Origin of the sequence: Mycobacterium farcinogenes (genome assembly GCF_019739075.1) — a bacterium.
Lineage (GTDB): Bacteria > Actinomycetota > Actinomycetes > Mycobacteriales > Mycobacteriaceae > Mycobacterium > Mycobacterium senegalense.
Window position 1 is genome coordinate 2,073,293 of sequence record NZ_CP081673.1, and the last position, 15,111, is coordinate 2,088,403.

Consider the following 15,111-nt stretch of genomic DNA (forward strand, 5'->3'; position numbering starts at 1 on the left):
CGACACGTGTTGAGTTACGAGGTTACGCGGTACCGGCGGTCTCGCGTATGGCGGCCTCTGCTGTGGCGGCGTCCCGCCACACGTCGGCCAGCGTCTGCAGGGGGATGTCCAGGGCGGTGCTCAGCCCGACGACTGTGCCGAACGCCGGGGACGGCAACCGACCGGTCTCTATCTTGCGCAGCGTCTCCGGAGAGATGCCGGCGCGTGCGGCCACCTCGTCGAGCGAACGGTCCCCCCGGGCGACGCGCAGGGTCTCGCCGAGCCGACGGCCGGCGGCGATCTGGGCGGGGGTGAGCGGGGTGCGGACCACGACACCACGGTAGCGCCGGTATTTATATACCGCTAGTGTTGGTATTTAAATACCGAGGAGGAGGCACATGATCGAGTTGAAGAGCGCCGCTGAGATCGAGAAGATGCGGGTCACCGGGCAGTTCGTGGCCGAGGTGCTCAGCACGTTGAGCGGGCTCGCCAAGGTCGGTGTCAACCTTCTCGACCTCGAACACCACGCTCGCGACATGGTCGAGCGCCGCGGGGCGCAGTCCTGCTACTGGGACTACGCGCCGTCGTTCGGCAAGGGCCCGTTCCGCAACGTGATCTGCCTTTCGGTCAATGACGCTGTGCTGCATGGTCTTCCGCACGACTACCGGTTGCGCGACGGCGATGTGCTCAGCATGGACTTCGCGGTGTCCATCGATGGCTGGGTCGCCGACGCGGCCCGCACGGTCATTGTCGGCACGCCTGCGGCCGCCGACGAACGCCTGATCCGGGCCACCGTGGAGGCGCTGGAGGCCGGCACCGCCGCCGCGCGGCCGGGCAACCGGCTGGGCGACATCTCGGCCGCGATCGGCGCCGTCGCCGCCGATTACGGCTATCCCGTCAACCTCGAGTTCGGCGGCCACGGGCTGGGCCGGACCATGCACGAGGACCCGCACGTCGCCAACGGGGGCAAGCCCGGTCGCGGCATGAAGTTGCGGGCCGGAATGACCCTGGCGCTGGAACCATGGCTCTGCGCGGGCACCAACCGCGTCGTCTACGACCGCGACGGCTGGACCATCCGCTCGGCCGACGGCTCCCGCACCGCCCACACCGAGAACACGGTCGCGATCACCGAATCGGGTCCCGCGGTGCTGACCCGCTGACGGCGCTAGTGCTCCGGCCGCAGCAGCAGTGTGGCGATCACGCTGACCACCGCGGTGGCCACCAGGTATCCGCACGCCAGCCAAGGGGTTCCGCCGCCCGCGGCGATAAGCGCCGTCAGGATCAGCGGGGTCAGGCCTGAGGCGTAGACCCCAGAGAGCTGATAGACCGTCGACAATCCGGTGTAGCGGGTGCGGGTGGGGAACAGGGACGCGTAAAGCGTGCCCTGCGCGCCGTAGAACCAGGCGTGAATGACGCCGAACGCCAACAACATTCCCACCGCATAGGCCACGATGCTCCCGGTGCCGAAGAGCGCGAACGCCGGGAAGACCACGACCGCGTAGGCGGCGATGCCCGAGGCGTAGACGGCCTTCGGGCTGAAGCGGTCGGCCAACAGGCCCGACACCGGCAGCAGGACCGCCATCAGCAGAGCCGCCGCGGTCACCACGGCCAGCACCGGCACCTTGCCCAGATGCAACGTCGTCGTCGCGTACGCGATGGTGAACACGCCCCAGGTGTTGAACGCGGCGCCCTCGCCCCAGCGTGACAGCAGGCCCAGCACCGTGGAGCGCAGTGCCGGGGGACGGAAGATCTCCTTGACCGGGATCGTCGCGCGCTCGTCATCGCGGCGCAGTTTCTCGAACGCCGGGGTCTCGGCCACCCGGAAGCGCACCACGACGCCGAAGATCACCAGCACGATGCTGAACAGGAACGCGATGCGCCACCCGTAGGTCTGGAACGCCTCGGGCGACAGCCACAGCTGCAACAGCACGAACACCCCGGTGCCCAGCGCCAGGCCCAGCGCCAGCCCGACCTGCGGGATGCTGCCGAACAGTCCGCGGCGGTGCCGGGGGCTGTGCTCGACGGCCAGCAGCACCGCGCCGGCCCACTCACCGCCGAGAGCGAAGCCCTGGACCACGCGCAACAGCAGCAGCAGGATCGGCGCCAGCACACCGATCTGGGCCGCCGTGGGAAGCAGTCCCATCAACGCGGTGGCCGCACCCATCAGCAGCATGGTCAGCGCCAGCGTCTTCTTGCGGCCGATCCGGTCACCGATGTGGCCGAAGACGAATCCGCCGATCGGCCGGACGACGAACCCGACGGCGAAGGTGGCGAAAGCCAGCATCGTGCCGACGAACGAGCTCTGGTCCGGGAAGAAGGTGTGGTTGAACACCAGGCTCGCGGCCGTGGCGTAGAGGAAGAAGTCGTACCACTCGATCGTGGTGCCGAGCACGCTGGCCAGCACCGCGGTGCGCACGGGGTTTTCCGAGGCGGGCGTCGCCGCGGGGGCGGTGGGCGGGGCGGCTGCGATGGTCACCCTAGTTGTCTAGTGACCGCCTCTGGCCGGCAACAGCATTGTGCGCGAGGTGATTCAAACTCGAGCCGCGAGCGTGCGCAGAATGCTGATGTACACCGGCGTGTCTACCGGCAGACGCGCACGCTCGCGCGGCTGGGTTACCCGAAGGCCAGGTCGATGATCTCCTGCTGCTCGACGGCATGCACCTTCGACGAGCCCGAGGATGGGGCCGACATCGCGCGCCGCGAGATCCGCTTGATCGGGGTGAAGTAGTCCGGCAAGACCTCGGGCAGGGTCAGGCCGAGCGACGGCCAGGCACCTTGGTTGGCCGGCTCCTCCTGCACCCAGAACTTCTCGGTGACGTTCGGGTAGCGGTCGAGTGTCTCGGCCAGCCGGCGCCGCGGCAGCGGAGCGAGCTGTTCGAGCCGCACGATCGCGACGTCCTGACGGTTGTCCTTGTTCTTGCGCGCGACCAGGTCGTAGTAGATCTTGCCGCTGCACAACAGCACCCGGGTGACCTTGCCGCGGTCACCTTCACCGTCGGTGTAGACGGGCTCCTCCAGCACCGAGCGGAACTTGTTCTCGGTGAAGTCGCGGATGTCGCTGACGGCGGCCTTGTTGCGCAGCATCGACTTCGGGGTGAAGACGATCAGCGGGCGCTGGATGCCGTCGAGGCCGTGGCGGCGCAACAGGTGGAAGTAGTTCGCCGGGGTGGACGGCACCGCGATGGTCATCGAACCCTCGGCCCACAGCTGCAGGAAGCGCTCGATGCGGCCCGAGGTGTGGTCGGGCCCCTGGCCCTCGTGGCCGTGCGGCAGCAGCAGCACGACGTCGGAGAGCTGGCCCCACTTGGCCTCGCCCGAGGAGATGAACTCGTCGATGATCGACTGGGCGCCGTTGACGAAGTCGCCGAACTGGGCCTCCCACAACACCATTGCGTCCGGATTGCCCACCGAATAGCCGTACTCGAAGCCCACCGCGGCGTACTCGGACAGTGCCGAGTTGTAGACCAGGAACTTGCCGCCGGTTGGGGTGCCGTCGGTGTTGGTGGCCAGCAGCTGCAGCGGGGTGAACTCCTCGCCGGTCTTGCGGTCGACGATCACGGCGTGGCGCTGGGTGAAGGTGCCGCGCTGGGTGTCCTGGCCGCTCAATCGGACCAGCTTGCCCTCGGAGATGAGCGAGCCCAGGGCCAGCAGCTCGGCGAATGCCCAGTCGACCTTGCCCTCGTAGGCCATCTCGCGGCGCTTCTCCAGCACCGGCTTGACGCGGGGGTGCACGGTGAAACCGTCCGGCAGGGCCAGGTGGGCGTCGCCGATCCGGGCCAGCAGGGACTTGTCCACCGCGGTCGCCAGGCGCTGCGGGATCTGCTGGTCGGCCTCGACCGATTCGCTGGGCTCGGCCGCGTGCTTCTCCAGCTCGCGAACCTCGTTGAACACCCGCTCCAGCTGACCCTGGTAGTCGCGCAGCGCGTCCTCGGCCTCTTTCATCGAGATGTCACCGCGGCCGATCAGGGCTTCGGTGTAGGCCTTGCGGGAGCCGCGCTTGGTGTCGATGACGTCGTACATGTACGGCTGGGTCATCGACGGGTCGTCGCCTTCGTTGTGTCCGCGGCGGCGGTAGCACAGCATGTCGATGACGACGTCCTTCTTGAACGCCTGGCGGAAGTCCACCGCCAGCCGCGCCACCCAGGCGCAGGCTTCCGGGTCGTCGCCGTTGACGTGGAAGATCGGTGCGCCGATCATCTTGGCCACGTCGGTGCAGTACTCGCTGGAACGGGAATCCGTTGGCGCCGTGGTGAACCCGATCTGGTTGTTGACCACGATGTGGATCGTGCCGCCGGTGGTGTAGCCGTCGAGCAGGGCCAGGTTCAGCGTCTCGGCGACCACGCCCTGGCCGGCGAACGCGGCATCGCCGTGCAGCATCAGCGGGACGACGGGGTACTCGCCGGAGACGTCGGCGTCGCGGCCGCTGTCCAGCAGGTCCTGCTTGGCGCGTACCAGGCCCTCGAGCACCGGGTCGACCGCTTCCAGATGCGACGGGTTGGCGGTCAGCGACACCTGGATGTCGTTGTCGCCGAACATCTGGATGTAGTTGCCCGACGCACCGAGGTGGTACTTCACGTCGCCGGAGCCGTGGGCCTGCGACGGGTTGAGGTTGCCCTCGAACTCGGTGAAGATCTGGCTGTAGGGCTTGCCGACGATGTTGGCCAGCACGTTGAGCCGGCCGCGGTGCGGCATGCCGATCACGACCTCGGCGAGTGCGTGCTCTGCGCACTGGTCGATCGCGGCGTCCATCATCGGGATGACGGTCTCCGCGCCTTCGAGTGAGAAGCGCTTCTGCCCAACGTATTTGGTCTGCAGGAAGGTCTCGAAGGCCTCGGCCGCGTTGAGCTTGCTCAGGATGTACTTCTGCTCGGCGACGGTCGGCTTGTCGTGCTTGATCTCGACGCGGTCCTGGATCCAGCGCTGCTGCTCGGGCTCGAGGATGTGGGTGTACTCGACACCGATGTGGCGGCAGTAGGCGTCGCGCAGCACCGAGAGCACATCGCGCAGCTTCATGTACTGCTTGCCGGCGAAGCCGTCGACCTTGAACTCGCGGTCGAGGTCCCACAGCGTCAGGCCGTGGCTGTTGACGTCCAGGTCGGGGTGGCTGCGGAAGCGGGTGTTGTCCAGCCGCAGCGGGTCGATGTCGGCCATCAGATGGCCGCGGTTGCGGTAAGCCGCGATCAGCTCGATGACGCGGGCGTTCTTGTCGGCGATGGAGTCGGGGTTGTCGGTGCGCCAGCGCACCGGCTCATACGGGATGCCGAGCTCGCGGAAGATCTCATCGAAGAACTCGTCGTCCAGCAGCAGCTGATGGATGGTGCGCAGGAAGTCACCCGACTCCGCGCCCTGGATGATGCGGTGATCGTAGGTCGAGGTCAGGGTGATCAGCTTGCCGATACCCAGGTCGGCGATGCGTTCCTCGCTGGCGCCCTGGAACTCGGCCGGGTACTCCATGGCGCCGGCGCCGATGATCGCGCCCTGGCCCTGCATGAGCCGCGGCACCGAGTGCACGGTGCCGATGGTGCCGGGGTTGGTCAGCGAGATCGTCACGCCGGAGAAGTCCTCGGCGGTCAGCTTGCCGTCGCGGGCCCGCCGCACGATGTCCTCGTAGGCCGCGATGAACTGGCCGAAATGCATGGTCTCGCAACGCTTGATCGCGGCCACCACCAGCGAACGCTGGCCGTCCTTGCCGGGCAGGTCGATAGCCAGGCCCAGGTTGGTGTGGGCCGGGGTGACCGCCGTCGGCTTGCCGTTGACCTCGGCGAAGTAGCGGTTCATGTTCGGGAACTTCTTGACCGCCTGCACGATGGCGTAGCCGAGCAGGTGGGTGAAGCTGACCTTGCCGCCCCGGGTGCGCTTGAGGTGGTTGTTGATGACGACGCGGTTGTCGATCATCAGTTTGGCCGGGATGGCCCGCACGCTCGTCGCGGTGGGCACCTCCAGCGAGGCGTTCATGTTCTTGACGACGGCGGCCGCGGCACCGCGCAGCACCTGGGACTCGTCACCCTCGCTCGGGGTCGGGCCGGCGGGCTTGGCCGCTGCCTGCTTGGCCGGGGCCGCTTTCGCCGGGGCGGCCTTGGCCGGAGCCGCAGGCGCGGGAGTTGCCGGGGCGGCCGCTGCCGGCGCGGCGGGCGTTGCTGCCGGCGGGGCAGCCGGTGCCGCCTGGCCGTTGGCGGCGGTGGTGTCGGTAGTCGGTTCAGGGGAGTAGTCGACCAGAAATTCGTGCCAACTCGGATCCACCGAAGAGGGATCCTCGCGGAACTTGCGATACATCTCCTCGACCAACCACTCGTTCTGCCCGAATGGTGAAGGTGAACTGCTCACGGCAGACACTCGCCTCGATTCTTGTGTCCGGCCAGCCGTCACATGCAGGCTCGCCGCTTGTGTTCTTCTGTGGGCGGTTGACCCCGCTCGACCGCCGCCTAAAGGCTATCGCCTTTCGGCGCTACCGGAGGTCGGCATGGACCTCACGACTCGGCGGGCGGCAGCACATGCAACGTTGCAGGCCACCGCGGCGGGGGCGCACCGAACGCCTGGCGGGCGTTCGCGACGATCTTCTTACCCATCAGCCGGTTGCCGACACCGCCGATGACAGCGCCGATACCCACCGGCAGCATCTTGCCGAAAGCCATCGCGCCGCGCTTGAGCGTATACCGCTTGACGAAGTACTTGACCAGCCGGGAGTTGAGCTGCGAGACGGCGGGAAGCGGAAGCGTCGCCGCACCGTCGGACAGCCACGCGCCGCTGGTTCGCCCGGTACCCAGCAGGTCGGCGATCGCGCGCTTGCTGTCGTCGCCCACCAGGACCGAAAGCACCAGGGCACGGCGCCGTTCGCGGTGGTCGGCAGGTATGCCGTGCACTTCGGCGACGGCCAGCACGAACACCGACGTGGCTTCCAGGAAGACGACCGTCTCACCGGCCACGGCCGAAAGTGCGACCAGGGTCCCGATGCCCGGGAACGCCGCCGCCGAGCCGACGGCGGCACCGCTGGCCATCACGGCGGCCAGGTAGTGCTTCTCGAGTCGGGCCACGATCTCGGCCGGGGTGGCGTCCGGCTGATGGCTGCGCAACCGGTCGACGTATGCCCTGACCGCAGGGGCCTGCACGCGTGAGCTGCGCTCGATGATGGCCGAGAGCACCTTGGCCGCGGCGCTGGGATCTTCGGTCTCCTCGACCTTCGCCGGTAGTTGGGCTTTGGACCGCGCTCGCACTTCGGGGCCTCCCAGGTGTGAACCCATCGTTGACTGCCAGGCTAACGAACGACAACCTCCCGCGGGTGCCCGAGGGTGACCGCGGTCACTGCGCACAGCAAACGGGAAGAAAAAACTCGAATGCGGGGCTGTTCAACTCCATGGCATCATCGCCCGACGTGGACCAGACGACAGTCCTGGCCCCGGTAGCACCGCCGGGCCGGCTCCGGATGATTCTGGTGTTGGGCGCACTGGTGGCGCTCGGTCCGTTGACCATCGACATGTACCTGCCGGCGCTGCCCCGGATCGCCGACGAGCTGTCGGTGTCCTCCTCGATGTCTCAGTTGACGCTCACCGGAACCCTGGCCGGGCTGGCCCTGGGGCAACTCATCGTCGGGCCGCTGTCGGACTCCTTGGGGCGCAGGCGCCCGTTGATGGTGGGCATCGTGCTGCACATGGTGGCCTCGGTGCTGTGTGTGCTGGCGCCCAACATCGCAGTCCTCGGTTTGGCACGCGCACTGCAGGGCATGGGTGCGGCGGCCGCCTCGGTGGTGGCCATCGCCGTGGTCGGTGACTTGTTCAGCGGCACCGTGGCGGCCACGGTGATGTCCCGGCTGATGCTGGTTCTCGGGGTGGCCCCGGTGCTGGCCCCGTCGCTGGGGGCGGCGGTGCTGTTGCACGGCTCCTGGCATTGGGTTTTCGTCGCGCTCGTGGTGGCGGCCGGTGGTCTGTTGGCGATGGCCGCGCTCGCGCTGCCCGAGACGCTGCCGGTGTCGCACCGGCGCCCGCTGGCGGTGCGCGGCATCGTCGGCACCTACGTCGAGTTGGTGCGTGATTCGCGTTTCGTGATCCTGGTGCTGGTGGCCGCGCTGGGCATGTCCGGCCTGTTCGCCTACATCTCGGCGGCGCCTTTCGTCCTACAGGGCCACTACGGCTTGAACCAGCAGGCGTTCGCGCTGGTGTTCGCCGCGGGCGCGATCGCGCTGATCGGGTCCACCCAGTTCAACGTGGTGTTGTTGCGCCGGTTCTCACCGCAGGCCATCACGGTGGCGGCGCTGGCCTGGTCGACGCTGGCCGGGGTGGTGTTCGTGGTGCTGACCGTCGCGCACGTGGGCGGGCTGGCCGCGTTCGTCGCGCCGGTGCTGGCGATCCTGGCCGGGATGGGCCTGGTGCTCCCCAATGCGCCGGCGGTTGCGCTGTCGCGTCATCCCGACGCTGCCGGGACGGCGGCCGCGCTGCTGGGGGCCGCACAGTTCGGGCTCGGGGCCGCGGTGGCGCCCGCGATCGGGGCGCTGGGCAACGGCGCGGCGGCGTTGTCGTGGGTCATGACGGCGGGCATGGCCATCGCCTTGGCGGCGCTGCTGCTGGTCGGCCGGCGTAACGGCGGCGACGAGCCGAGCGAATACTCAGGCGACACGCTCGACATCGTTTCCGATGCGGTTGTCGAGCCAGCCTGACCTGGTCCCGGGTAGCGTCGGCTGGGCCCGCCAACAACCCAACTAGGTCGGACCCGAGGCCCAACACTCCACATCGCCATGTCCCCAGCGCCGAACGCCCATACCCCCAGCCCGTGGAACGCGCTGTGGGCCATGATGGTCGGCTTCTTCATGATCCTGGTCGACGCGACGATCGTCGCGGTCGCCAACCCGACGATCATGGAGGAGCTCGGTGCCGATTACGACGGCGTGATCTGGGTGACGAGCGCATACCTGCTCGCGTATGCGGTGCCGCTGCTCGTCGCGGGCCGGCTCGGCGATGTGTACGGGCCCAAGAATCTGTATCTGGCCGGGCTGGCCGTTTTCACCGGGGCCTCGCTGTGGTGCGGCCTGGCCGGAAGCATCGAGATGCTCATCGCGGCCCGCGTGGTGCAGGGCATCGGGGCCGCCTTGTTGACGCCGCAAACCTTGTCGACGATCACCCGGATCTTCCCGCCGGAGCGGCGCGGGGTGGCGATGAGCGTGTGGGGTGCGACCGCGGGGGTGGCGACGCTGGTGGGACCGCTGGCCGGGGGCGTACTGGTCGGGGGACTGGGCTGGCAGTGGATCTTCTTCGTCAACGTGCCGATCGGGATCCTGGGCCTGGCGCTGGCCGTGTGGCTGGTCCCGGTGCTGCCGACTCAGCCGCACCGGTTCGACGTGCTCGGCGTGGTGTTGTCGGGCATCGGCATGTTCCTGATCGTGTTCGCGCTGCAGGAGGGGCAGTCGCGGCACTGGGCGCCGTGGGTGTGGGCCACCGGCGCGGTCGGCATCGCGGTGATGGTGGGTTTCGTCTGCTGGCAGGCGGTCAATACCGCCGAGCCGTTGATCCCGCTGCGGATCTTCAAAGACCGCGACTTCGGTCTGGCGAACCTGGGTGTCGCGACGATCGGCTTCGCGGTGACGGCGATGATCCTGCCGCTGATGTTCTACGCCCAGACGGTGTGCGGGCTGTCGCCGATCCGCTCGGCCCTGTTGACGGCGCCGACGGCGATCGCCAGCGGCGTGCTGGCTCCGGTGGTGGGCCGCATCGTCGACCGGGCCCATCCGACGCCGGTGATCGGCTTCGGCTTCTCGGCCATGGCGATCGGCTTGACCTGGCTGGCCTTCGAGATGACGCCGACCACGCCGATCTGGCGGCTGCTGCTGCCGCAGCTGGTGATGGGCGTCGGGATGGCCTTTATCTGGTCCCCGCTGGCGGCGACCGCGACCCGCAACCTCCCGCCCGATCTGGCCGGGGCCGGCTCTGGTGTGTACAACGCCACCCGCCAGGTCGGGTCGGTGCTCGGCAGTGCCGGGATCGCGGCGTACATGACGTCGCGGATCGGTGCGGAGATGCCGGGCGCGGCAAGCGCGGCGCCCCGCGGTGAGGGGGCGGTGGCCCAACTGCCCGCGTTCCTGCACGCGCCTTTCGCCGCGGCGATGTCGCAGGCGATGCTGCTGCCGGCGTTCGTCGCTCTGTTCGGGGTGGTGGCCGCGCTGTTCCTGCTCGGTTTCGACGCCGAGCCCGCCTTCGCGCCGAACCCGGAGCCGTATCTGGACCCCCGGGACGACGATGACGACGACTACGTCGAGTTCACGGTGAGCCATCACGGCAGCGACGACGAACCGGACGACGAGGCGGCCACGGATGTGTTCCGCGCTCCGGCGTGGGAGAACCTCTACGCCGAGTTCATGGCCGAGAGCGATGGAACAGCACCGCGCGATTGAGATAACCGTCCGGATCGAACGCGGCCTTGACCGCCCGCATGGCCGCGATGTCGGCCTCGGTGCGTGACATCGCGACGTAGTCGCGTTTGCGTGAGCCGACGCCGTGTTCGGAGCTGACGTTGCCCCCGTGTGCTGCGATCAGGCCCATCATCGCGGTGTACAACTCGGCTTCGGCGTCGGTGGAGCAGCGCAGCACGTTCAGATGCAGATTGCCCTCGCCGATGTGGCCGAACAGCACCGGGATCGCTTCTGGCGCATGGCCGGCGATCAGCTCAGCGGCCGCGTCGGAGAACCCCCTGATCGCCGACAGCGGCAGTGAGACGTCGAATTTCAGTGGCGGGCCGAACAATCCGAGCACCTCGGCAACCGATTCACGGACCTGCCACAACCGTTGCTGGGCGCCTGTGTCGACTCCGACGGCGGGTTCGCCGCACAGCTCGGCGCCCTCCAGCGCGTCGGCCAGGCGTTCGGTCTGGTCGCTGTCGGCGGCCAATTCGATCAGCAGCTGCCAGGCGCCTTCGACGGGGGCGGCCACGCCGAGGTGCTCGGCGGTGAGCGCGCTGGCCCGGGCGTCGATCAACTCCAGGGCGGCGATGCCGTCGAGGTCACGGAAGATCCGGCCGGCTCCGACGAGTGCGTCGAGATCGGCGAAGCCGCAGATCGCGGTGATCCGATGCGTGGGTGTGGGATGCAGGCGCAGGTCCAGTGCGGTGATCACTCCCAGCGTGCCCTCCGCGCCGACGAACAGGGCGGCCAGGTCGTAGCCGGTGTTGTCGCGACGTACCCGGCTGTGCCGGTGCACCACGGATCCGTCGGGAAGCGCGATGTCCAGGCCCAGCACCTGCTCGCCCATGTTTCCGTAGCGCACGGTGCGTAGCCCGCCGGCGTTGGTGGAGGCCATGCCGCCGACCGTGGCCGATTCCCGGGCCGCCAGGTCCACGCCGAACACCAGGCCCGCTGCCGTGGCGGCCCGCTGGACGACAGCCAGGGGAGTTCCGGCGCCGACGCTGATCCGCCGTTCCACGGTGTCGACTGCGCCGACCTGGGTGAGTCGCTCGGTGGACAGCAGGATGTCGTCGTTCTCGGGAACCGTGCCGGCCACCAGCGAGGTGCGGCCGCCCTGCACCGTCACGCACGCTCCCGCGTCGCGGCAGGCCCGCAGCACCGCAGCGACTTCGTCGGCGGTGCCGGGGCGCACCAGCGCCGTCGCCCGCCCGCGGTAACGCCCGGTGTGGTCGACGCACCGGCCGTCCAACACGTCGGGATCGGTGGTGACGTACCCGGCGCCGACGATCCCGGCAAGCGTTTCGGTAAGCGTTTCAGTCACCGCTCGGGTGTATCACAGGGTTGGTCAGGGCCAGGAAGGCGCCGAGGGCGATCAGGCTGTCGGGCTGGGCCGGCAGATAGTCGGTGAGCTGCGGTGAGCGCACGATGTAGGCGACATACTTCGCCCGGCTGATCGCCACGTTGAGCCGGTTGCGGTTCAGCAGGAACCCGATGCCGCGGGGCACGTCGGCGGCCGAGGAGGCCGTCATCGACACGAACACCACCGGGGCCTGCCTGCCCTGGAATTTGTCCACGGTGCCGGCCTGTACCTCTGTCAGGCCCGCCGCGTCGAGTGCTCGGCGCACCGTGGTCACCTGGGCGTTGTAGGGCGTCACCACCAGGAAGTGCTCCTGGCCCAGCGGTGTGCTGCCGTGCTCGTCGGTCCAGATGGTGCCGAGCAGGCCGGTGATGGCCGCGACGATGGCGGCGGCCTCCTCGGGGCTGTCGGTCGAATTTCCCAGGTGCGCGACTTCGAGTGTCCGGACTCCGGGTTCGATGCCGTCGAGTTTGCGTGCGGCACTGACCTTTTCGTGTGATTGCAGGCGGCCGTCATAGGACAGCCGTGACACCGGGGCGCAGACGGCGGGGTGCATGCGGAAGGAGCAGTCCAGGAAATAGCCACGGTCGGCCGGCAGCGTGTGGGCGCCCTCGACCAGCCAGCCCAGTGCGGAGTCGTCGACCGGTGCGGGGTGGGTGCCCTGGCAGACCTGGGGCAACTGCTGAGGATCGCCCAGCAGCAGCAGATTACGCGCAGCCGGGGCGACGGCGATGGTGTTGGCCAGGTTGAACTGGCCGGCCTCTTCGATCACCAGAAGATCGAGGCATTGTCGTGGTACCCGGCCCTCGTTCGCGAAATCCCATGCGGTACCACCGATCACGCAGCCGGGATGGTCCGCGATGAATGCGGCGTAGGCGTTCTCGCTGATCGGGGTCCACCGCGGGTCGGCGCCCTTGCGTTTCTTGGCCACATGTTCGGCGGGCACGCCGGCGTCGAGCACCTGCTCGAGCAGATGCTCGATCACCGCGTGCGACTGCGCGACGATGCCGATGCGCCAACGGTGTTCGTTGGCCAGGCCGGCGATGATCTTCGCCGAGGTGTAGGTCTTGCCGGTGCCGGGCGGCCCGTGCACCGCGACATACGAGCCATCCAGATCCAGCAGTGCCGCGGTGATGTCGGCCGCGGTGTCACCGTTGCGGGGCAGTGGCCGGCCGCTGACCGTGCGTGGCGGGCGCCTCAGCAGCACGTCGGTGACCGCGTCGGCGGGCAGTTTGGGCAACGCGGCGGACACGGTGGCCGCCGTGCTGTCGATGGACATCTGCAGGGGCCGGGTGTTGATGGGCGGGCCGGGGGTCAGCGCGAACGGCACCTGCGTGAACGTGTCACCGTCTTTGGGTCGGCGTTCGGTGATGAGCACCTCGGTGGGTGCCTCCGGGTTGTCGCAGCCGACGACGGTGGCGCTGCCGAAGCCGCGACGGTCCGGGTCGTCGGACAGGCCTGCCGGCGCCGGTGGGGTGTAGAGCGCGTATACCTCGGCACCCAGCTCTCCGGAGTCGATGGCGCCGGTCAACCGGACCTGCCGCTGCGGCTTGCGGGCCCGCGGCGGGGTGTGCCAGTCGGTGACCACCTCTGCCTTTTCCGCGACGAAAACCCCTGTGCTGTCCGCCCATTCGTCGACAGGGTTGTTGAGCCGGTCGAAGTGCCCCCACCAGAACGGTTTGTCTTCACGTTTGTGGAAGCCGCGGGCCGCGGCGATCATGGCCACGGCCTGCTGCTCGTCGGTTCGCGGTTCCACACCGTCCCCGGCGAATTTGAGCAGCTTGCGGTCGACGGCGTCGGCCTTCTCGATCGGTCCTCCGTCGCGCACCGGTTGCGGGCCGCGCGGTGGCACCGCGGCTTCGAACGCGCGGTTGATCAGCCAGTCCCGCAACCGATGGGTGGACCGGCAGTCGTAGCGGTTGTAGTCCTCGATCTCCTTGAGGACGGTGGCGGCCTCGTCGTGGTGACCGGCTTCGCGCAGCGCGCAGTAGCGGGCGTACTCGGTGATCGAATCGGTGGCCTTGGTGACCTCACCGTCGCGCAGTTCGTTGCCCATGTAGAGCGGTTCCAGCGATTTGATGCTGTAGTTCTCGGTGCCGACGCGAATACTCTTGCGTACCAACGGAAGAAGGTCGACCAGAATGCCGTTGCGCAGCAGGTCGTCGACATCGTTCTCGCCCACGCCGTAGCGGCCGGCCAGACGCAGCAGGGTGCTGCGCTCATAGGGCGCGTAGTGGTAGATGTGCATTTTGGGAAAACGTTTGCGGCGCTTGCGAACCAGGTCCAGGAAGTCGATGAGGACCTGGCGTTCGCTGGCCCGGTCGTGCGCCCACAACGCCTGAAAATTCCCCTCGGCACCCAGCACGCCCCACAGGTATTCCAGGCCCCAGTCCTGGCCGTGGGCCGTCCACAACGGGTCGCCCTCATAGTCGAAGAACAGGTCGCCCTTGTCCGGATCCGGCAGCAGCATCAGCGGTTGCGCATCGACGACCTCGTACGGCGGCCTGCCATCTGGTTGCGGTGCGACCTGCAGGCGGGCCTGCCCCCGCAGCGCGGTCAGCGCGCGCTGGGCCAATCCGGGCACCGGAACGGCGCGGTCGGCCAGTTGGCGCCTGGTGCTGACGCCGGCCTCGATGAGCCTGGCGCGCTGGCTGGCCCGCATCCCGGCGACCAGGAACAGATCGTCGGTGGCGCGGACCTGCTGTTCGCACTCACCGCAGCCGAAACACGCCCGCACCGTGTCGTCGGACCATTGCACCGCGGTGCGGCCGAGAAGATGGCCGTCGAGCAAGGACTGGAGCGCGGCGCGCCGTGGCCGGTACACCGCCAGCAGTTCGTCGACGCGGTAGCTGGACATCGCACCGTCGCCCAGGACCAGGTCGACCTCGTCGGCAACCGGAACCCCGGCGGCCGACAGCACGTCGGCGTAGGCGGCCAGCTGCAGCAGCGCCTCGACCTTCACCGAGCGGGACAGTTTGGTGTCGCGCAGGCGGTAGCGCTCACCGTCCCAGATGAGGAAATCGGCGAAGCCGGCGAAGCGCCCGTCGAACATCGCGGCCTGATAGATCACCGGGTCGCGGCGTCGCACCGCGTCGAGCGTGGCGTGGGCCGCCGCCGTCAGCCCGGCCACGGTGTAGGTGGGCCGGCCGATCACCGTCACCTCAGAGTCAGCGCGCAGCTCTTCGAGGTGGCGTTGCTCATGATCGCCGCCGAGTTGTGCCGTGCGAGCCAGCAATTCGTCGTCGGAGGACACCGCCGGGCCGCGCCCGAGTTGCGCGTCGAACGAGCGCAGCAGGGCATACTCACAGCGGGCGGCCGCGGCCAGATCCGAGGCGCTGTAGATGACCGTCGGCCCCGACGCGCCTTCGGTGACGAACACGTTGTCACTGTAGGT

Annotated in this window: 9 protein-coding genes; 3 read left to right on the forward strand and 6 right to left on the reverse strand. The window is 68.7% G+C overall.

Features of this window, described 5'->3' with window-relative positions:
• Positions 1-22 precede the first annotated feature (22 nt).
• Positions 23-310, reverse strand: coding sequence for a helix-turn-helix domain-containing protein (locus tag K6L26_RS09825; RefSeq protein WP_221853047.1), 288 nt, complete (start codon positions 308-310; stop codon positions 23-25).
• Positions 311-377: 67 nt separating this feature from the next.
• Here K6L26_RS09825 and map point away from each other — a divergent pair, with 67 nt between their 5' ends.
• Positions 378-1,139 (forward strand): type I methionyl aminopeptidase, encoded by a 762-nt coding sequence (gene map / locus K6L26_RS09830; RefSeq protein WP_221853048.1) that lies wholly within the window; start codon positions 378-380, stop codon positions 1,137-1,139.
• 5 nt (positions 1,140-1,144) lie between these two features.
• On the opposite strand, the gene K6L26_RS09835 is transcribed toward map, so the two are convergent.
• The 3 genes from K6L26_RS09835 to K6L26_RS09845 all read right to left on the reverse strand — a co-directional run bounded on the left by K6L26_RS09835 (position 1,145) and on the right by K6L26_RS09845 (position 7,217).
• The gene (locus K6L26_RS09835) at positions 1,145-2,449 is read right to left on the reverse strand and encodes an MFS transporter (protein ID WP_085980477.1); all 1,305 of its coding nucleotides are present in this window, start codon (positions 2,447-2,449) and stop codon (positions 1,145-1,147) included.
• A gap of 143 nt (positions 2,450-2,592) precedes the next feature.
• On the reverse strand, positions 2,593-6,303 hold the full coding sequence (locus K6L26_RS09840; RefSeq protein WP_221853049.1) for a multifunctional oxoglutarate decarboxylase/oxoglutarate dehydrogenase thiamine pyrophosphate-binding subunit/dihydrolipoyllysine-residue succinyltransferase subunit: 3,711 nt from the start codon (positions 6,301-6,303) through the stop codon (positions 2,593-2,595).
• Between the two features lie 143 nt (positions 6,304-6,446).
• Entirely contained in the window at positions 6,447-7,217 is a 771-nt protein-coding gene (locus tag K6L26_RS09845) for a hypothetical protein (RefSeq protein WP_064898059.1), read from the reverse strand.
• A 113-nt stretch (positions 7,218-7,330) separates the two neighbouring features.
• Here K6L26_RS09845 and K6L26_RS09850 point away from each other — a divergent pair, with 113 nt between their 5' ends.
• Together K6L26_RS09850 and K6L26_RS09855 are read left to right on the forward strand one after the other, a co-directional pair.
• Positions 7,331-8,626, forward strand: coding sequence for a multidrug effflux MFS transporter (locus K6L26_RS09850; protein ID WP_076211973.1), 1,296 nt, complete (start codon positions 7,331-7,333; stop codon positions 8,624-8,626).
• Between the two features lie 78 nt (positions 8,627-8,704).
• A complete protein-coding gene (locus tag K6L26_RS09855) occupies positions 8,705-10,354 on the forward strand; it encodes a DHA2 family efflux MFS transporter permease subunit (RefSeq protein WP_036394836.1) in 1,650 nt (549 codons plus the stop codon).
• On the opposite strand, the gene K6L26_RS09860 is transcribed toward K6L26_RS09855, so the two are convergent.
• Together K6L26_RS09860 and K6L26_RS09865 are read right to left on the reverse strand one after the other, a co-directional pair.
• Positions 10,317-11,681 (reverse strand): FAD-binding oxidoreductase, encoded by a 1,365-nt coding sequence (locus K6L26_RS09860; protein WP_221853050.1) that lies wholly within the window; start codon positions 11,679-11,681, stop codon positions 10,317-10,319. The genes K6L26_RS09855 and K6L26_RS09860 overlap by 38 nt on opposite strands.
• Complete coding sequence (locus tag K6L26_RS09865) at positions 11,674-15,096, reverse strand: TM0106 family RecB-like putative nuclease (protein WP_221853051.1); 3,423 nt, start codon at positions 15,094-15,096, stop codon at positions 11,674-11,676. The genes K6L26_RS09860 and K6L26_RS09865 overlap by 8 nt, the downstream gene beginning before the upstream one ends.
• Positions 15,097-15,111 lie beyond the last annotated feature (15 nt).

Bases quoted from the DNA above. Each gene is read 5' to 3' on its own strand.
- K6L26_RS09850 (WP_076211973.1), top strand. From the start codon at position 7,331: ATGGCATCATCGCCCGACGTGGACCAGACGACAGTCCTGGCCCCGGTA.
- K6L26_RS09845 (WP_064898059.1), bottom strand. From the start codon at position 7,217: ATGGGTTCACACCTGGGAGGCCCCGAAGTGCGAGCGCGGTCCAAAGCC.
- K6L26_RS09855 (WP_036394836.1), top strand. From the start codon at position 8,705: ATGTCCCCAGCGCCGAACGCCCATACCCCCAGCCCGTGGAACGCGCTG.
- map (WP_221853048.1), top strand. From the start codon at position 378: ATGATCGAGTTGAAGAGCGCCGCTGAGATCGAGAAGATGCGGGTCACC.